The sequence below is a fragment of the Azospirillum sp. UENF 211521 genome, from assembly GCF_058780535.1.
In genome coordinates this window covers 1,694,391-1,711,652 of the sequence record NZ_JBSNCF010000001.1, presented here as the reverse complement: position 1 = coordinate 1,711,652, position 17,262 = coordinate 1,694,391, and the positions used below count along the sequence as shown (strand labels likewise).

At 70.1% G+C, this 17,262-nt stretch carries 16 protein-coding genes; 11 read left to right on the top strand and 5 right to left on the bottom strand.

What is annotated here, in order from left to right; genetic code table 11:
• Positions 1–225 precede the first annotated feature (225 nt).
• Complete coding sequence (locus tag ACWPN5_RS08035) at positions 226–786, top strand: hypothetical protein (RefSeq protein WP_145687221.1); 561 nt, start codon at positions 226–228, stop codon at positions 784–786.
• Positions 783–1,391 (top strand): hypothetical protein, encoded by a 609-nt coding sequence (locus ACWPN5_RS08030; protein ID WP_200477516.1) that lies wholly within the window; start codon positions 783–785, stop codon positions 1,389–1,391. The genes ACWPN5_RS08035 and ACWPN5_RS08030 overlap by 4 nt, the downstream gene beginning before the upstream one ends.
• Positions 1,392–1,462: 71 nt before the next feature.
• Here the strand turns inward: ACWPN5_RS08030 and galU are convergent, their stop codons facing one another.
• The 3 genes from galU to ACWPN5_RS08015 form a co-directional block, all read right to left on the bottom strand.
• Positions 1,463–2,332: a UTP--glucose-1-phosphate uridylyltransferase GalU gene (gene galU, locus ACWPN5_RS08025; RefSeq protein WP_145687224.1), complete on the bottom strand. Its 870-nt coding sequence runs from the start codon at positions 2,330–2,332 to the stop codon at positions 1,463–1,465.
• Positions 2,333–2,465: 133 nt separating this feature from the next.
• Positions 2,466–3,203 (bottom strand): DnaJ domain-containing protein, encoded by a 738-nt coding sequence (locus ACWPN5_RS08020; protein WP_145687227.1) that lies wholly within the window; start codon positions 3,201–3,203, stop codon positions 2,466–2,468.
• A 33-nt stretch (positions 3,204–3,236) separates the two neighbouring features.
• The gene (locus ACWPN5_RS08015) at positions 3,237–3,983 is read right to left on the bottom strand and encodes a VWA domain-containing protein (RefSeq protein WP_492295126.1); all 747 of its coding nucleotides are present in this window, start codon (positions 3,981–3,983) and stop codon (positions 3,237–3,239) included.
• 196 nt (positions 3,984–4,179) lie between these two features.
• On the opposite strand from ACWPN5_RS08015, the gene ACWPN5_RS08010 reads away from it, so the two are divergent.
• The gene (locus tag ACWPN5_RS08010) at positions 4,180–4,890 is read left to right on the top strand and encodes an RluA family pseudouridine synthase (protein WP_492295125.1); all 711 of its coding nucleotides are present in this window, start codon (positions 4,180–4,182) and stop codon (positions 4,888–4,890) included.
• 3 nt (positions 4,891–4,893) lie between these two features.
• Here ACWPN5_RS08010 and ACWPN5_RS08005 read toward each other — a convergent pair whose 3' ends face one another.
• Entirely contained in the window at positions 4,894–5,901 is a 1,008-nt protein-coding gene (locus ACWPN5_RS08005) for a BMP family ABC transporter substrate-binding protein (protein ID WP_247888382.1), read from the bottom strand.
• Positions 5,902–6,135: 234 nt separating this feature from the next.
• Positions 6,136–6,567, bottom strand: coding sequence for a GIY-YIG nuclease family protein (locus ACWPN5_RS08000; RefSeq protein WP_492295124.1), 432 nt, complete (start codon positions 6,565–6,567; stop codon positions 6,136–6,138).
• A 93-nt stretch (positions 6,568–6,660) separates the two neighbouring features.
• Between ACWPN5_RS08000 and bioF the strand changes: the two genes are divergently transcribed.
• The 8 genes from bioF (at position 6,661) to ACWPN5_RS07960 (ending at position 17,248) form a co-directional block, all read left to right on the top strand.
• The gene (gene bioF, locus ACWPN5_RS07995; RefSeq protein WP_492295123.1) at positions 6,661–7,842 is read left to right on the top strand and encodes an 8-amino-7-oxononanoate synthase; all 1,182 of its coding nucleotides are present in this window, start codon (positions 6,661–6,663) and stop codon (positions 7,840–7,842) included.
• Complete coding sequence (locus ACWPN5_RS07990) at positions 7,839–8,495, top strand: alpha/beta fold hydrolase (protein WP_492295122.1); 657 nt, start codon at positions 7,839–7,841, stop codon at positions 8,493–8,495. The genes bioF and ACWPN5_RS07990 overlap by 4 nt, the downstream gene beginning before the upstream one ends.
• A gap of 142 nt (positions 8,496–8,637) precedes the next feature.
• Positions 8,638–10,047, top strand: a complete 1,410-nt coding sequence (gene bioD / locus ACWPN5_RS07985; protein WP_492295121.1) for a dethiobiotin synthase — start codon at positions 8,638–8,640, stop codon at positions 10,045–10,047.
• Positions 10,044–11,348, top strand: a complete 1,305-nt coding sequence (gene bioA, locus ACWPN5_RS07980; RefSeq protein ID WP_492295120.1) for an adenosylmethionine--8-amino-7-oxononanoate transaminase — start codon at positions 10,044–10,046, stop codon at positions 11,346–11,348. The genes bioD and bioA overlap by 4 nt, the downstream gene beginning before the upstream one ends.
• Before the next feature lie 25 nt (positions 11,349–11,373).
• The gene (bioB, locus tag ACWPN5_RS07975; protein WP_492295119.1) at positions 11,374–12,366 is read left to right on the top strand and encodes a biotin synthase BioB; all 993 of its coding nucleotides are present in this window, start codon (positions 11,374–11,376) and stop codon (positions 12,364–12,366) included.
• 55 nt (positions 12,367–12,421) lie between these two features.
• Positions 12,422–13,129, top strand: coding sequence for a DUF2270 domain-containing protein (locus ACWPN5_RS07970; protein ID WP_492295118.1), 708 nt, complete (start codon positions 12,422–12,424; stop codon positions 13,127–13,129).
• Positions 13,130–13,408: 279 nt separating this feature from the next.
• A complete protein-coding gene (gene ppdK, locus ACWPN5_RS07965; RefSeq protein ID WP_145687509.1) occupies positions 13,409–16,102 on the top strand; it encodes a pyruvate, phosphate dikinase in 2,694 nt (897 codons plus the stop codon).
• Between the two features lie 63 nt (positions 16,103–16,165).
• Positions 16,166–17,248, top strand: a complete 1,083-nt coding sequence (locus ACWPN5_RS07960; RefSeq protein ID WP_492295117.1) for a serine hydrolase domain-containing protein — start codon at positions 16,166–16,168, stop codon at positions 17,246–17,248.
• The last annotated feature ends 14 nt before the right edge of the window (positions 17,249–17,262 follow it).

The following is a 17,262-nucleotide window of genomic DNA, read 5'->3' as shown; positions in this document are numbered from 1 at the left end:
ATTTCAGGACTGTGTCCAAGCACTGCGACATTGTGGCCGAACGCTTGCGCATGGGTCAGAAAAGATCAATGGAATTCAGGCCGAACGACCTGTTGTTGCAATCGCGAGACATATTCCTGTCTGCATGCGACGGGCCGTGCGACGGAATACCGCGGTGCCAAGTCGTGAAACCCGGTCCTCAATAAAGGAGACGCGAAGCTTCCGCCGCAACCATAAGGTACACCAATGGTTCTATCGGCCGAGTTCCTGGGCATGCTTCTGCTGGTCACCAGCGCCGCGGCGCTCGGCCTGTCCATCGTCATCGACGTCGGGCAGATCACGTCGGAGAAGGCGCGCCAGACCATGATGATGCGCCAGCACGACCGGAAGAAGACCGCGCTGGGCGAATGGAGCCGCAAGCTGGAGCAGCGGCAGGAGGAGATGACCGCCTTCCTGGCCCGCACCACCGAATGCAACGGGCGGCGGCAGAAGGCGCTGTCGGAAATCCGGGCGCTGGAACTCACCAAGGTGGAGTTCGTCCACGAGCTGGGGGACGGCGAGGAGGCCAGCGCCTTCTGGGTCCGGCTAACCGTGCAGGACGAATTCCCCGCCATCGAACGGCGCGACGTGATCTTCGCCCGCCAGATCTGGAGCTATTCGAACGTCGCCCATGTCTGGACCTATTCGGCCGATCAGGCTGCGGCGATGGCGCGCGTCGCCTTCACGGTAAAAAACGGCGTCCTGCCGACCATGGTCGTCCCGCTCGCCCATGCCCCCGACCCCGACGCGCAAGGAGAGGCGGCATGACCGGGATGATGCTCTACCTCAGCCTCGGGCTGATGGTGCTGACGGTGCTGTCCAACCGCTACTGGCGGCGCCAGTTGGAGGGGTTGCGGCAGGGCCAGCTGCGCATCCGCGAGAAGATGGAGGAAGTTGGGAAGGACGTGGAGGACATCGCCACCGCCTATTCCCAGATTACCCAGAAGCACGCCGAGGCCGAGAAGCGCGCCCTGAAGGCGGAGCAGGATATGCAGGCCGCCCTGAACGAACTGGAGGCGCGGCAGGCGGCACCGGTCGTGCGCTATCACGTCTTCGACCGCTCCGAGCCCCGTCCGGGCCGCTTCTGGGAGGCCGCGGTGCGCCACGTGCCGAGCGACGCGACGGTGATGACGGGGCAGCGCGGCTGGATGGGCATCCGCCGCTGCCTCCTGACCGCCGAAACGGAACGGGAGGTGCGCGAGCGCGTCAGCGCCCGCTACCCGCGCAAGGCGGGATTCCAGGTGTTGGAGGTGGTGCCCTGCCGGGTCGCCGGCCTGTCGGTGAACCGCATCCCCGAACTCAGCACCTTCCGGCGCTCCGCCCCGCCGGAGGAAGCAGCGCGCGCTCCCCGCCGGGCCGCCGCCGGCCGTTGACGGGCATCCGGCCCGCGGGGAAAGGGCGGCGCCCCTCCCCGCAGGCCGGATGCCTCATCAGCGCTTCCGCGTCAGCAGTACTTGCGCAGCATGTCGCGGACCTTGTCCGCCATGTCCGGACGGCGCAGCGCGTGGGCCAGCGTGGCCTCGATGAAGCCGACCTTGTCGCCGCAGTCGTAGCGGGTGCCTTCGAAGCGCAGGCCATGGAACGGCTGCGTGCCGATCAGCTTGGCCATGGCGTCGGTCAGCTGGATCTCGTTGCCGGCGCCGCGCTGCTGCTTTTCCAGATGATCGAACACCTCCGGCTGCAGGATGTAGCGGCCGATGATGGACAGGGTGGAGGGCGCCTCTTCCGGCTTCGGCTTCTCGACGAGGCCGCGCACGGTGGCCAGACGGCCGTCGTCCTTCTCCACGTCCAGGATGCCGTAGCTGCTGGTCCGCTCGCGCGGGACGTCCACGACGGCGACGATGTTGCCGCCCACCTCGTTGTAGGCGTCGACCATCTGCTTCAGGCAGGGGGTGTCGCCCTGGACGAAGTCGTCGGGCAGGACGATGGCGAAGGGATCGTTGCCGATCACCGCCCGCGCGCACCACACCGCGTGGCCGAGGCCCAGCGGGACCTGCTGGCGCGTGTAGAAGCAGCGGCCCGGCGCGATCTCGCTGTGGCGCACCACATCGAGGGCATCCTGCTTGCCGCGCTCCTCAAGGGTGCGGTTCAGCTCCGTGTCGGTGTCGAAATGGTCTTCGATGGCGCGCTTGCTGCGGCCCGTGACGAACACAAAATCCTCGATGCCGGCGGCCCGCGCCTCTTCCACGGCATGCTGAAGCAGAGGCCGATCGACCAAAGGCAGCATTTCCTTTGGAATCGCCTTGGTCGCCGGCAGAAAGCGCGTACCGAGACCGGCGACGGGGAACACCACCTTGCGCACAGGCTTTCGCATTGGGGTTCTCTTGTGGTTGCTTGAGGAAATACTTCGAATATGGAGACGATTCGCAGATTTGCAAAACGCTCGTCCAGCTTTCTGCCACAGGCAATTCGGTGACGCAACTCCCCTTCCGTAACCCGGCAAAAGGTTAGTTGCGCAGCAGCAAATCCTTCGCTTGGTTGATCTTGGCTGCCAAATAGGTGGACCCCCCATGATCTGGATGCACTTTCATCATCAGCCGTCGGTGGGCGTCCTTTACCTGTTCGGGTGTGGCTCCGGGCGACAACCCCAAAATATCATAGGCCTCGTCACGGGTCATAGAACCGCCGCCACCGCGGCCGCCACTGTCCTTCGAACCGGAATTGTTTGACGACCCAGCGGATTGTTCCTCCGCCGTCTGCCAGCCGGGATGGGAACGCTCCAGCCACGCTTCCAGGACGGAGGCCGATTGGGGATCGTCGCGCCGGCACTCCTCCAGCAGCGCCAGCACCTGCCCCAGCGTCAGCGACTCCAGCGTCCGCCCACGCCACGGCCCGTGCAAAACCTCTCCTGCCATCGCCCCGGTGTCGTGCTGCAGCGTCATCCGCAGATAGAGCGTCTCGATCTGCGAGGTCTGCCCGCCGCTTGCCGCTCCGTAGGACGCGGGGCGGAAAGCGTCGCGCAACGTCCGCCAGCGTGTCAGCAGCGGAAAGGCCAGCGCCCCCAGCATCATGGCGGTGCCCAGCCGCCCGGTCAGAGTGAGCACGACGACCGTCACCGCCGCCAGCGCGATTCCGCCATAGCGCACCGCGGTGGCGAGCGTCCTCGGGTCCGCGGACACGAAGACGCGGGCCAGCATGGCGAGACCGGCCACCAGCGCGATGCCCAGGAGGAAAAACCCAAACATCCCGCTCTGTTCCTTCCCTAGCCGAATCCTGCCCTATGATGCATGGCTTTGCCCGCCGCGTCCCCCCTGACCGTTACCAAGCTGGCTGGTGAGCAGCCGCACCGCGTCGCCCCGCCCGCGGCTGTAATGCTCCAGCGCCGCCCGGCCGCCCGCCGCGTAGACGGCAACCGCGCTCAGCAGATCCCGCAATTGCTGCGCGGAGGAGCCGTCGAACGGGCAATAGGCGCCGCCGCTGAGCCGCGCGATGGTCTGGAAAGCGCGCTTGGCGATCAGGTCCCCACGCTCGTGGAAGATGAAGACCGGGACGCCGAGCAACCCCAACTGGCCCGCCTGATGGGCGAGCTGATCGACGTCCTCCTCCATGCAGTCGCCGACGAAGACCAGCGCGTTGACCTTGCGGTCCCGCGTCTGCTTGATGCAATGCCCCAGCACACGCGCGATCTGGGTCTGCCCGGCCATGCAGGACACCGCGGTCATCCGCCGCAGCAGGTCCTGCGCGTTGCCAACCCACGGGCTGGCTTGGCATTCACGGAATCCCCGGTAGTAGACGAGCTGGATATCCAGCCCGCCCAGCGCGGAGGTCGCCTGGAACATCTCGCCCTGGATCTGGCAGGCGCGGTCCCAGGTCGGCTCGCGGCTGGCCGTGGCGTCCATGGCGAACATCAGCCGCCCGCGCGGCCCCCCCGTCGCCCGCGGCAGGGCCGCCACGCGGCTCAGGAAATCATCCACCTCGCTCTGCGTGGACCGCTGCTGCGCCGGGAGATTGTCGCGTTCAGCCATTGCACGCATCCCTTCGCCACGGTGAGTCGTCATTCCGTACAGATGGGCGGCGCGGCGGCATGGGTCCAGACTCGTCCATCCAGACTTCGTCCACGGCGCCGCCCGTTGGGCAACAGGCCGCGCGCCGATAGGGTTCCGCGGCGCAACGCCGCCGGCGGGCTTGCCCCTCCCCCCGCGCCGTGCTTGGGTGGCGCCCATGAGCGACGCCGGCACCACCTTCACCCCCACCACGCTGCGCGACCGGATCCTGCACGAGGATTCGGACGTCTTCATCATCGACAAGCCCGCCGGGCTGGCCGTGCACAAGGCCGGGCGGATCACCGACCATCTCGACCTCTACCTGCCTTTCCTGGCGGAGGGGGACGGCACGCCGCCGCGGCTGGCCCACCGGCTGGACCGCGACACGGCGGGCTGCCTCGTGCTCGGCCGGTCGCTCTGGGCGCTGAAGCGGCTGGGCGACATGTTCGCCGCCGGCCATGTCGAGAAAACCTACTGGGCGGTCAGCGAGGGCATTCCGGAGGCGGCGGAGGGAGTCATCGACTTCCCGCTGCTGAAGCTGCTGAACCCCGGCGCCTGGAACATCGTGACGCACCCCACCGGCCAGCCCGCCGTCACCGAGTACAAGGTCCTGGGAACCGGCAACGGGCGGGCCTGGCTGGAGCTGCGGCCGCGGACCGGGCGCACCCACCAGCTCCGCGTCCACAGCGCGGCCATCGGCTGCCCGCTGGTGGGAGAGCCCTATTACGGTCCGGTGCGCGTGCCGCCGGGAAACCTGCACCTGCTGGCGCGGTCGGTCACCTTCACCATGGCCTTCGACCGCGAACCGGTCATCGCCGTGGCGCCGCCCCCGCCGCACATGCGCGACGCGCTGGCCGCCTGCGGCTGGACGGAGCAAAGCGGGGCGTAAGGGTCAGCGCGCGACCTCGGTGACGCCGTCGGCCAGCCAGACCATGCGGCCAAGCTCTGCGTCGCCGCCGCGCAGGGCCTTGCCCTTGGCGACCACCGTCCGTCCGGTGTTGTCCTGGATCGGCCCGCGGAAGACGGCGGCGTTGCCATTGGCGAGCTGCATCCGCGCCGCGTCGGCGTGGGCCCGCGCCTCCACCCCCACCGCCGGCCCATAGGCGGTGTTGCGGACGAAGCCCTGGTCGAAGCCGCCCTGGCGCAGATGTTTCCACGGCTTTCCCGCGGCGATCAGCGCGACGGCCTCGGCGTAGGCCTTCTCCCAGGCCCATTCGGCCCCGGTCAGGAAGCCTTGCGGCGCGAAGGCGGTCAGGTCGGTGTGCAAGCCGCAGCACAGGATGCCGTGCGCCTCCGCCACCTCGCAGACCGGACGCGCTCCGTCGAGCTGGGCAGCCAGCACGTCGGCACCGCCGTCGGCCAGCGCGCGCGCGGCTTCGGCGACCTGCCGCGGCGTCGCCGCCTCGCCGACGAAGGCGACGCGCAGCGCGGTGGCGGAATCAGCGCGCCGGGCGCCCAGCGCGAAGGCGTTCACGCAGCGCAGCACGTCCGGAGCGGGGTGGGAGGCCACGAGGCCGATGATCTTCGCCCGGCTGGCGTAGCCGGCAACGAGGCCGGAGATGTGCTGCGCTTCCTCGATATACCCTTCGAAGAAGCCGGTGTTGATCGGCAGCCGGTCGCGGTCCAGCGGCGCGCCGGAAAACAGGAACACCGTGTCGCGGTGGGCGTCGGCCTGGGCCAGCAGCCCCGGCAGGGCGTCGCCTGCGGCGGTGACGATGACGACCCGGCAGCCCTCGGGACCGACCAGCTCCTCCGCCGTGGCGGCCAGCGTGCCGGCGACGTGCTCCCGCTCCTCCAGCCGCAGGCCGGGCAGGCTGGTCAGGGCGCGGGCGGCCTCCGCATGGGCCTGATTGAAGCCGAAATCCGCCCGGTCGCCGCAATAGAGGACGCCGACGCCCAAGTCCGACGATCCAAGGGCGAACGATGCCGAGGGTGCCGATTGCCCCAACGCCTGGGGCGCCGTCAGAAGCATGGCCGCGGCCCCAAAGGCGCCCCCGAACGCCCGGAGGACATCCCGGCGGTTATGGGTCACTGTCTTCATGCCCGCCTCCCGATGACGGGGGACTATAACCCTTGGAGGATGGTCAGACCAAGCAATTCGCCTCAATTCCCACGCCGACGCCCGTCCGGCGCCTCAAAAAGGCGCATCGCGCAGCGGAACCGGCGTCCCGTCCGGCCAATGCAGCAAGTGGCTGGCGCAGCGACGGCAGTCGCTGCTGCCGAAGCCGGGAACCGGCACGGGAAGCCCGGACAGGGCGGCGACCAGGGCGCATTCGTCACCACCGGGAACGATCCAGGCACCGAGCATCCGCCCCGCCGCGGTCAGCCGGTCGATGTGCCAGCGCTCCGGCTTGCCCTGGCGGAAATGGCGCCCGACCCGCGCTCGCAGGCCCCCCGGCCCCCGCGCGCTGCCGCAATAGAGGTAGCGGCCCGGCGCCAGAACGCGTTCCGGCCGGCCGGGGAGGCGAAGCGGCAGATCCCTCTCCAGCGCAATCAGCAGCACATAGGCGCCGGGATCGGGCGGCAGATTGTCGGGGCGGTCGTGGAAGCGCGGATCGGACGGCATGGCCGCGCCAGTCTACGCCCGCTGGGCCGTCGGGGCACCTGTGCCATTCGGACCTTTCGCCCCAGCGGCGCGCTCTGCTATCACGCCCGCATCATGTCCCTGCTCGACCCGCTGTTCCGCCAGCATCTCGACCGCCTCGACCGGCGCCACGCGCGCCGCCATCTGCTGCCCGTGCGCCCGGAGGGGGCGGGGCGCATCCGGCGCGGCGGGCGGACGCTGCTGAATTTCTCCAGCAACGACTATCTCGGCCTCGCCTCCCATCCGCTGCTGGTGGAGCGTGCCGGCGACTGGGCGCGGCGCTGGGGTGCCGGGGCGACGGCGTCGCGCCTCGTCTGCGGCACGCTGGAGCTTCACGCGGAGGTCGAGGCGAAGCTAGCCCGGCTGAAGGGGACGGAGGCGGCGCTTCTGTTCAATTCCGGCTGGCAGGCCAACGCCGCGGTCCTGCCCGCCCTGTTCGACCGCGAGCTTCTGGGCGCGGAGGCCTTGGTCTTCACCGACCGGCTGAACCACGCCAGCCTGCACCATGGCTGCGCCGCCGCCGGGGTGCGGCAGATCCGCTTCCGTCACAACGATCTCGACCATCTGGACAGCCTGCTGGCCCAGCGCGCGGGCGAGCCGGGCGCGCGCTTCATCGTGACGGAGAGCGTCTTCAGCATGGACGGCGACCGCGCCGACGTGCCGGCGCTGACCGCTCTCGCGGAGCGGCACGGCGCCTTCCTGTTCCTCGACGAGGCGCACGCGACCGGCGTGCTCGGCCCGCGCGGGATGGGGCTGGCGGCGCTGGGCGGCGGGCGCGTGGACCTCGCCATGGGCACCTTCAGCAAGGCGCTGGGCGGCTTCGGCGCCTATGTGGCGGGGTCGAGGGCGCTCTGCGACTATCTGGTGAACCGCTGCGGCGGGCTGATCTACGCCACCGCCCTGCCGCCCGCCGTGCTGGGGGCGATGGACGCCGCGCTTGACCTCGTGCCGACGTTGGACGCCGAGCGCGCCCGGCTCCAGGCCATGGCGGAACGGCTGCGTGCCGCCTTCGACGGGCTGGGCATCGCCACGGCGGGGTCGAGCACGCAGATCGTCCCAGCCATGATCGGGGCGGAGGAGGACGCGCTCGCCCTCAGTCGGCGGCTGGAGGAGCGCGGCATCCTGGGCATCGCCATCCGCCCGCCGACCGTGCCACCGGGCACCAGCCGTCTGCGCTTCGCTCTGTCCGCCGCCCACACGGACGCCGATCTGGAAACGTTGGTGAGCGCGGTGGCCGACGCCTGGAGCCGGCGATGACCCAGCCCATAATGACCGCACCGCTGTTCGTGTTCGCCCATGGCTGGGGATTCGGCCCCGCCGTCTGGGACGCAGTGCGGCGCGCTCTTTCCGAGGGGGAGAGCGTGGCGGTGGATCTCGGCTTCTATGGCCCGCCGTCGCTTCCCGATCTTCCCGCCGGGCGCCCCGTCGTCGCGGTCGGCCACTCCTTCGGGGGGCTATGGCTGCTGCACGAGCGGCCCTTCGCCTGGGACGGGCTGGTGCTGGTCAACGGCTTCCCCCGCTTCACCGAGGGCGACGGCTTCGCCCCCGCCACGCCGCGCCGGCTGCTGGACCGCATGCTCGCGCGCTTCGCCGCCGCGCCGGAGTCGGTGACCGCCGACTTCCTGCGCCGCTGCGGCGTCGAAGCTCCGCTGACTGAGGGCCTGGACACGGCCCGGCTGGGTGAGGCGTTGCGGGCGCTGCGCGACTGGGACGCCCGCGCTGCGCTCACCGGCCCGGTGCTGGCCTTGGCGGGAGCGCAGGACCCCATCGTCCCCCCGACCATGACCGAACAGGCGTTTCGCAACCACTCTGTCCCTCGCCCCTCCGGGGAGAGGGTGGCGCCGAAGGCGCCGGGTGAGGGGGGCTCGGGGAACCGGACGATCAGGCATTGCGCAACCCCCTCACCCTAACCCTCTCCCCAGAGGGGAGAGGGGATGATGGATGCGGTCGGATTTCGGTCGAATGGCACACCGAAGGCGGGCATCTGCTGCCGCTGACCGCGCCGGGCTGGTGCGCCGAGCGGATCGCCGCCTTTGCCGCCGGACTGACCGCATGACCGCCGACCCGCGCAAGGCCGCCATCGCCGCCGCCTTCGGCAAGGCCGCCCCCCGCTACGAGGAGCACGCCACCGTGCAGCGCATCGCGGCGGAGCGTCTGGCGGAGCGCGTCGCCCGCCTGCCCTTGTCGCCCCGCCCCCGCGTGCTGGAGATCGGCTGCGGCACCGGCTTCCTCAGCCGCGCCCTGCGCGAGCGGATCGGGCCGGCGGACTGGCTGCTCACCGACCTGTCGCCGGACATGCTGGCGCGCTGCCGCGCCGCGCTGGGCGACCCGATCGATTCCGCGTTCCGGATCATGGACGGGGAACAGCCGGACCTCGACGGTCCCTTCGACCTCATCGTCTCCAGCCTCGCCCTGCAATGGTTCCGCGACCCCGCCACCGCCCTGGCCCGCTGGGTGGGGCTGCTGGCTCCGGGCGGGCGTATCGCCGTCGCCACGTTGGCCGCCGACAGCTTCCGCGAGTGGCGGGAGGCCCACCACGCGCTGGGGCTTGAAGCCGGAGTGCCCACCTATCCCACCCGCCATGCCCTCGACCGGCTGTGGCCCGCCGGGGGCAGCGGAGCGGTGGAGGAGGAGCGGCTGCTCCGCCGTCACGCCGACGGTCTGGAGTTCCTGGCCGAACTGAAGGGCATCGGCGCCCACCTGCCGGCGGAGGGCCGCCGCCCCCTGCCGCCGGGCGCCCTGCGCCGCGTGCTGCGCCGGCTGGAACGGCCGGAAGGACTGACCATGACCCACCACATCGCCTACGGCCTGTTCCGCAAGGACGGCGCCCGGCCCCGCGGGGTGTTCGTCACCGGCACCGACACCGGCGTCGGCAAGACGCTGGTCTCCGCGTGCCTCGCGCGGGCCTGGGACGCCGCCTATTGGAAGCCGCTGCAAACCGGCCTGAAGGACGAACCGGGCGACACCCCCACGGTCACCGCCCTCGCCGACCTGCCTGCGGAACGCGTGCATCCGCCGGCCTATGCGCTGGCCGAGCCGCTGTCCCCCCACGCCGCGGCGGAGCTGGAGGGTGTCGCCATCGACCCCGGCGCCCTGGCCCTGCCCGACACCGGCCGCCCGCTGGTGGTGGAGGGGGCGGGCGGGCTGATGGTGCCGGTGACGGAGGACGTCTTCATCATCGACCTGATCGCCCGCTTCGGCCTGCCGGTGGTGCTGGTGGCGCGCAGCACGCTCGGCACCATCAACCACACGCTGCTCAGCCTGGAAGCATTGCGGGCGCGCGGGCTGGCGGTGGCCGGGGTGGTGCTGAACGGCCCGCCCAACCCCGGCAACCGCGCCGCCATCGAGCGGTTCGGCAAGGTCCACGTACTGGCCGAAATCCCAACGCTCGACCGAATCGACGCCGAAACCGTCGCGGAAGCGGCGACGCTCATCCCTTCCTTCGACAGCGTGTTTTCATGACCGACACCGTTTCTCTCGACCGCCTTCACGTCTGGCACCCCTTCACCCAGGCGCAGACCGCGCCGGAGCCGCTGGCCGTCACCCACGGCAAAGGGGTCAGCCTGTTCACCGAGGACGGGCGGGAAATCCTGGACCTCATCTCCTCCTGGTGGGTGAATCTGCACGGCCACGCCCACCCGGCCATCGCCGGGGCCATCGCGGAGCAGGCGCACAAGCTGGAGCAGGTGATCTTCGCCGATTTCACCCACAGCCCCGCCGCCCGCCTCGCCGCCCGGTTGGCGGAGGTGCTGCCGGGCGGCCTCGACCGCGTCTTCTACTCCGACAACGGCTCGACCGCCGTGGAGGTGGCGCTGAAGCTCGCCTGGCAGTACTGGCGCAACAAGGGCGAGGGCCAGCGCCGCCGCTTCCTCGCCTTCGAGGGCAGCTACCACGGCGACACCTTTGGCGCGATGGCGGCGGGGGTCGGCTCCGGCTTCTATGAACCGTTCCAGGAGCTGCTGTTCGCCGTCGACCGCATGCCCTACCCCTCTACCTGGGACGGCGACCCGGAGGTCGAGGCCAAGGAGGCCGCGGCGCTGGACTGGCTCGACCGCTGGCTGGCCGCCAACGGGACGGAGATGGTCGCCGTCATCATCGAACCGCTGGTCCAGGGCGCTTCGGGCATGCGCTTCTGCCGTCCGGAGTTCCTGCGGGCCATGGCGGCGCGGGTGCGGGCGGCGGGCGGTCTGGTGATCTTCGACGAGGTGATGACCGGCTTCGGCCGCACCGGCGCGCTGTTCGCCAGCCAGAAGGCCGGAGTCGCCCCGGACCTGATCTGCCTGTCCAAGGGGCTGACCGGCGGTTTCCTGCCGCTGTCGGTCACCGCCTGCGGTGCCTCGATCTACGAGGCGTTCCTCGGCGCCGGCTTCGACCGAGCCTTCGCCCACGGCCACAGCTTCACCGCCAACCCGCTGGGCTGCGCCGCCGCCCTGGCCTCGCTGGAACTGACCACCTCGGCGGAGACCGCCGCCAACCTCGCGCGCATCGAGGCGCAGCACCGCGCCGCCATCGCCGACCTGTCTCGGCACCCGAAGCTGTCGCGCGGGCGCGTCATGGGCACCATCGCCGCCATCGAGGTGACCGACGCGCAGGGCTACACCGCCGCGGTCGGGCAGACGCTGAAGCGCTTCTTCCTGGAGCGGGGATTGCTGCTGCGGCCGCTCGGCCCCGTGATATACCTGCTGCCGCCCTACTGCGTGACGGACGGGCAGCTGGACCGCACCTACGCCGCGATCCGCGACGCCGCCGATACCCTTCTCTGATCTGCCTTTTTCCCGAGGACCGACCATGCCCGACACCGCCATGCAGACCGCGGACTCCGCCGCCTCCACCATCGCCCGGCGCTGGACCCGCGCGGACATCCTGGCCCTGTTCGAGCTGCCCTTCATGGAGCTGCTGCACCGCGCCCACGAGACGCACCGCCAGCACCACGACCCGAACAAGGTCCAGCTCTCCACCCTGCTGAACATCAAGACCGGCGGCTGTCAGGAGGACTGCAAGTACTGCGCGCAGAGCGTGAAGTACGACACCGGCGTCGAGGCGGAGAAGCTGCTGGACCGCGCCCAGGTGCGCGCCGCCGCGGAGAAGGCCAAGCAGGCGGGCGCCGGCCGCTTCTGCATGGGGGCGGCGTGGCGCGAGCTGAAGGACCGCGACGTCGAGAAGCTCGCGAACATCGTCCGCGACGTGAAGGACCTTGGGCTGGAGGCCTGTATGACGCTGGGCATGCTGACCCGCCCGCAGGCCGACGCGCTGAAGGACGCCGGGCTCGACTACTACAACCACAACCTCGACACGTCGGAGGAGTTCTACGAGCAGATCGTCTCCACCCACAGCTACCGCGACCGGCTGGACACGCTGGCCAACGTCCGCGACGCCGGGCTGAAGGTCTGCTCCGGCGGCATCGTCGGGCTGGGGGAAAGCCGTGTGGACCGCGCCGGCCTGCTGGAGACCCTGGCGAACCTGTCGCCGCAGCCGGAGAGCGTGCCGATCAACAAGCTGGTGTCGGTCGCCGGCACCCCGCTGGGCGGCGTCGACGCGCTGGACGCCTTCGAGTTCATCCGCACCATCGCCGTCGCCCGCATCCTGATGCCGCGCTCCTATGTCCGCCTGTCGGCGGGCCGCCGCTCGCTCAGCGACGAGGGGCAGGCGCTCTGTTTCTACGCCGGCGCGAACTCCATCTTCTATGGGGACAAGCTGCTGACCACCGGCAACCCGGAGCATGAGGCCGACCGGCAGCTGTTCGACCGGCTGGGGCTGGAGGCCGACGGCGGCGCCCACTGACGCGCCGGCGTCCCCGGCCCCTGCGCCAAGAAAAGCCAGGGGGAGGACGCCGAGCATGGACAACATCGCCGCCAAAGCACCCAAGACCCACTACACCTCGGCCGAGGTCACGGCCCTGTCGCATCTCTACAGGGCCGAGATCTACCGCAGCACCGTCTGGCGGACGCGGCTGGACGCCACCACCAACTGGGCGGTGGTCACCACCGGGATCGCCCTGTCGCTGACCTTCAGCAGCGCCACCGCCTCCCCCCTGCCGCTGGTGCTGGTGGGGCTTCTGGTCGCCGTGTTCCTCTACATCGAGGCGCGGCGCTACCGCTTCTTCGACTTCTGGCGAATCCGCGCCCATGTGCTGGAGCTGTACTTCCTCGGCCCCATCCTGCGCGGCCAGGGCGACCAGTTCGCCCGGGGCTGGAACGAGACGCTGTTCCAGGACTACCAGCACCCCAACCTGCACATCACCTACCTGGAGGCGGTGGGCCGCCGGCTGCGGCGGAACTACGGCTGGATCTTCCTCATCCAGGTGGTGGCCTATCTGGGCAAGCTGATGATCCACCCGGTCCCGCTGTCGAGCCTGGACGAGCTGTTCGCGCGGGCGACCATCGGGCCGGTGGCGGGGGAGATCGTCCTGCTCTGCGGCATGGTCTTCCACGGCACCTGGATGGCCATCGCCTTCCGGACCTTCCGCAGCCGCCGCGGCGCCGACCGCGAACGGCCGCCGCCGCCCGCCACCGACGCCGTCCTCGATCTGGCCCGCGGCCCGTGAGGGCCGCGGCGGATTTCCCTTTTCGCGCAAGGGATAAGGGGTAGTTTTCCGTCCGGCATCCCCCCTTTGCGCGCCGTGGCATAAATGGGATCAGCACCGTCGCGCTCACGCTATGCAACGGATCGTCTTGTGTTCTCCTTCCGCGGGGGGCTAGAAGGGGCTCCATCGGATGCGGTTGCGCGGTCATACCAGAAGGACACCCGTTCGCAGGACGGATCTTCACCGGTTCCCCGCACAGCCGACGGCCGGACGACCATAGAGGTGAACGAGGATTTCACGATGGCGAGCCAGGGCGAGAACAAGTGGGTTTACTGCTTCGGTGCCGATGCCACCGAAGGCCGGGCGGATATGAAGAACCTGCTCGGCGGCAAGGGAGCCAATCTGGCCGAGATGGCCAATCTGGGCCTCCCGGTTCCTCCGGGTTTCACCATCACAACCGAGGTCTGCACCTATTTCTATGCCAACGGCCGCAACTATCCGCCGGAGCTGAAGGCCCAGGTGGAAGCCGCGGTGAAGGGGCTGGAGCAGGCCATGGGCGCCACCTTCGGCGATCCGGCCAACCCGCTGCTGGTCTCGGTGCGCTCCGGCGCCCGCGCCTCCATGCCGGGCATGATGGACACGGTGCTGAATCTCGGGCTGAACGACGCGACCGCCGCCGGCCTCGCCAAGCGCTCGGGCGACGCCCGATTCGCCTACGACAGCTACCGCCGCTTCATCCAGATGTACTCGAACGTGGTGCTGGACGTTGACCACCACCATTTCGAGGAGATCCTGGACAACCACAAGCGCGACAAGAACCACAACCTCGACACCGACCTGAGCGCCGCCGATTGGCAGGCCGTCATCGAGGACTACAAGAAGGCCGTCGAGCACGAGCTCGGCAGGCCCTTCCCGCAGGACGTCCAGGAGCAGCTGTGGGGCGCCGTCGGCGCCGTGTTCGGCTCGTGGATGAACGCCCGCGCCATCACCTACCGCAAGCTGCACGACATCCCCGCCGACTGGGGCACCGCCGTCAACGTGCAGTGCATGGTGTTCGGCAACATGGGCAACGACTGCGCAACCGGCGTGGCCTTCACCCGCAACCCGTCCACCGGCGAGAACGCCTTCTACGGCGAGTACCTCGTCAATGCCCAGGGCGAGGACGTGGTCGCCGGCATCCGTACGCCGCAGCACCTGACCATCGCCGGCAAGGAGGCCAACAAGTCCGACCTCCCCGCCATGGAAGAGGTCATGCCGGAGGTCTTCAACCAGCTCAATGAGGTCCGCCTCACGCTGGAGAAGCACTACCGCGACATGCAGGACATCGAGTTCACGGTCCAGCAGAACAAGCTGTTCATGCTGCAGACCCGCAACGGCAAGCGCACCGCCCCGGCGGCGCTGAAGATCGCCGTCGACCTCGCCGAGGAAGGGCTGATCGACAAGGCGGAGGCCGTGCGCCGCATCGACCCGGCCTCGCTCGACCAGCTCCTCCACCCGACGCTGGACCCGAAGGCGGAGCGCAAGGTCATCGCCAAGGGCCTGCCGGCGTCGCCGGGTGCGGCCTCGGGCAAGGTCGTCTTCACCGCCGACGAGGCGGAGACGCTGGCCGGCCAGGGCGAGGCGGTCATCCTCTGCCGCGTGGAGACCTCGCCCGAGGACATCCACGGCATGCACGCCGCCCGCGGCATCCTGACCACCCGCGGCGGCATGACCAGCCACGCCGCCGTGGTGGCCCGCGGCATGGGCCGCGCCTGCGTGTCGGGCGCCGGTGACCTGCGCGTGGACTACAAGTCCAAGATCATGTCGGTCCGCGGCGTCACCATCAAGGAAGGCGACATCGTCACCATCGACGGCTCGACCGGCGAGGTGATGCTGGGCCAGGTGCCGACGATCCAGCCGGAGCTGTCGGGCGACTTCGCCACGCTGATGGGCTGGGCCGATTCGCTGCGCCGCATGAAGATCCGCACCAACGCTGAGACCCCGCTGGACGCCCGCACCGCGCGGAAGTTCGGCGCCGAGGGCATCGGCCTGTCGCGCACCGAGCACATGTTCTTCGACCCGGACCGCATCCTGGCGGTGCGCGAGATGATCCTGGCCGAGAGCGAGGCCGGCCGCCGCGCCGCGCTGGCCAAGCTGGAGCCCTTCCAGAAGAAGGACTTCGTCGAGCTGTTCACGATCATGTCGGGCCTGCCGGTGACCATCCGCCTGCTCGACCCGCCGCTGCACGAGTTCCTGCCCAACACCGAGGCGGAGATGGCGGAGGTCGCCAAGGCCACCGGCACCGACCAGCTCAAGGTGAACCACCGCGTGGTGCAGCTCCACGAGGCCAACCCGATGCTCGGCCATCGCGGCTGCCGCCTCGGCATCACCTATCCCGAGATCTACGAGATGCAGGCCCGCGCCATCTTCAGCGCGGTCGCCGAGGTCTCCAAGACCAGGGGCGAGACGGTGATGCCGGAGGTCATGATCCCGCTCATCGTGACCAAGAAGGAGCTGGACATCCTCAAGGCGGTCATCGACCGCGTCGCCAAGGAGGTCATGGACTCCACCGGCGTCACGTTCGAGTACATGGTCGGCACCATGATCGAGCTGCCGCGCGCGGCGCTGAAGGCCGATGAGATCGCCGAGACGGCGGAGTTCTTCTCCTACGGCACGAACGACCTGACCCAGACGACCTTCGGCCTGTCGCGCGACGACGCCGGCGCCTTCCTGCCGGAGTACCAGCGCCAGGGCATCCTGGAGCACGACCCGTTCCAGACGCTGGACCAGGACTGCGTCGGCGAGCTGATCGCCATCGCCACGGAGCGCGGCCGCAAGGTCCGTCCGAACATCAAGCTCGGCATCTGCGGCGAGCATGGCGGCGACCCGGCCTCCATCTCCTTCTGCGAGAAGGTCGGGCTGGATTACGTGTCCTGCTCGCCCTACCGCGTGCCGATCGCCCGTCTGGCCGCCGCCCAGGCGGCGCTCGACGCCGACACGGTGAAGCGCGACTGACCGGTACCCGACGACGCGAAGGCCCCCACCCTTGGGGGCCTTCGTTTTTTGAGGGATGGTTCCGTGGACACTGACGCCGCCCTGCCGACCCGGCACATCGACCGTTTGACCGACCGTCTCGGCGCCTGCCTCGACGAGGGTGAGGGTCCCGCCGCCGCCAACGCCGCGGTGGTGGCGGTCCGTTCGGGTTCACGCTCCTGGACCGTCGGCCTGATCCGCGGCGATGCGGCGCCTCCGCCGGTCACCGCCCGCTTCCTCGTCTACAGCATCACCAAGACCCTGACCGCCGCCGCCCTGCTGCGCCTGTGCGCGCAAGGGCTGATCGACCCCGATGCCCCGCTGGACCGCTGGCTGCCCGACTTCGCGGCGGCCGACCGGATGACCCTGGCCCAGCTTCTGTCCCACCGCGCGGGCCTGCGCAATTACGGCGGCAGCCCGGCCTACCACGCCGCCGTTCGGGCCGGCGAGGCCCCCTGGAGCGAGGACGGTTTCCTGGAGCGCTGCCGCGCCGCCGACCTGTTCGCCCCGCCGGGGCGCGAGTTCTCCTATTCCAACATCGGCTATCTGCTGGCGAAGCGGGTGCTGGAGCGGGTCACCGACCTGCCCTTCGCCCAGGCTCTCGACCGCGAGCTGTTCGCCCCGCTGGGCCTGACCGGCTGGTCTGTGCCGACGGAGCGTGGCGACCTGTCCGGCCTGTGGACCGGCCCCAGCCCCTATCTCGGCGGCAAGGACGGCCCGCCCGCCGACGTGGCCGTCCGCTACCATCCCGGCTGGGTGGCCCATGGCGTGGTGGCGGCGACGGCGGCGGACATCGCCGATCTTCTCCACGCGCTGTTCGCCGGCGACCTGCTGCCCGGCGCCGAGGCGGCGCGCATGCACGACTCCCTGCCGGTTCCCGGCACCATGCGCGGCCGTCCCTGGGTGGAGCCGGGTTACGGCCTCGGCCTGATGGTGGAGCGCGACGCGCAGGCCGGCCCCTATTGGGGGCACACCGGCGGCGGGCCGGGCGGGTCGGCCTGCGCCTACCACTTCCCCGCCCGCGCCGCCGGCGAGGAGCCGGTGACCGTCGCCCTCTTCACCGACGGCGAGGACAACGACCAAGCGGAGTGGATGACCGTGGAGGCCGCGGAAATCCTGCGCGAGTGACCCGCCAGCGCCAT

Coding starts and splice junctions, on each gene's coding strand:
- bioF (WP_492295123.1), top strand. CDS start 6,661: ATGTCCCTGCTCGACCCGCTGTTCCGCCAGCATCTCGACCGCCTCGAC.
- ACWPN5_RS08030 (WP_200477516.1), top strand. CDS start 783: ATGACCGGGATGATGCTCTACCTCAGCCTCGGGCTGATGGTGCTGACG.
- ACWPN5_RS07990 (WP_492295122.1), top strand. CDS start 7,839: ATGACCCAGCCCATAATGACCGCACCGCTGTTCGTGTTCGCCCATGGC.
- ACWPN5_RS07970 (WP_492295118.1), top strand. CDS start 12,422: ATGGACAACATCGCCGCCAAAGCACCCAAGACCCACTACACCTCGGCC.
- ppdK (WP_145687509.1), top strand. CDS start 13,409: ATGGCGAGCCAGGGCGAGAACAAGTGGGTTTACTGCTTCGGTGCCGAT.
- ACWPN5_RS08015 (WP_492295126.1), bottom strand. CDS start 3,983: ATGGCTGAACGCGACAATCTCCCGGCGCAGCAGCGGTCCACGCAGAGC.
- ACWPN5_RS08035 (WP_145687221.1), top strand. CDS start 226: ATGGTTCTATCGGCCGAGTTCCTGGGCATGCTTCTGCTGGTCACCAGC.
- ACWPN5_RS08020 (WP_145687227.1), bottom strand. CDS start 3,203: ATGTTTGGGTTTTTCCTCCTGGGCATCGCGCTGGTGGCCGGTCTCGCC.
- bioA (WP_492295120.1), top strand. CDS start 10,044: ATGACCGACACCGTTTCTCTCGACCGCCTTCACGTCTGGCACCCCTTC.
- ACWPN5_RS08010 (WP_492295125.1), top strand. CDS start 4,180: ATGAGCGACGCCGGCACCACCTTCACCCCCACCACGCTGCGCGACCGG.
- bioB (WP_492295119.1), top strand. CDS start 11,374: ATGCCCGACACCGCCATGCAGACCGCGGACTCCGCCGCCTCCACCATC.
- ACWPN5_RS08000 (WP_492295124.1), bottom strand. CDS start 6,567: ATGCCGTCCGATCCGCGCTTCCACGACCGCCCCGACAATCTGCCGCCC.
- galU (WP_145687224.1), bottom strand. CDS start 2,332: ATGCGAAAGCCTGTGCGCAAGGTGGTGTTCCCCGTCGCCGGTCTCGGT.
- bioD (WP_492295121.1), top strand. CDS start 8,638: ATGACCGCCGACCCGCGCAAGGCCGCCATCGCCGCCGCCTTCGGCAAG.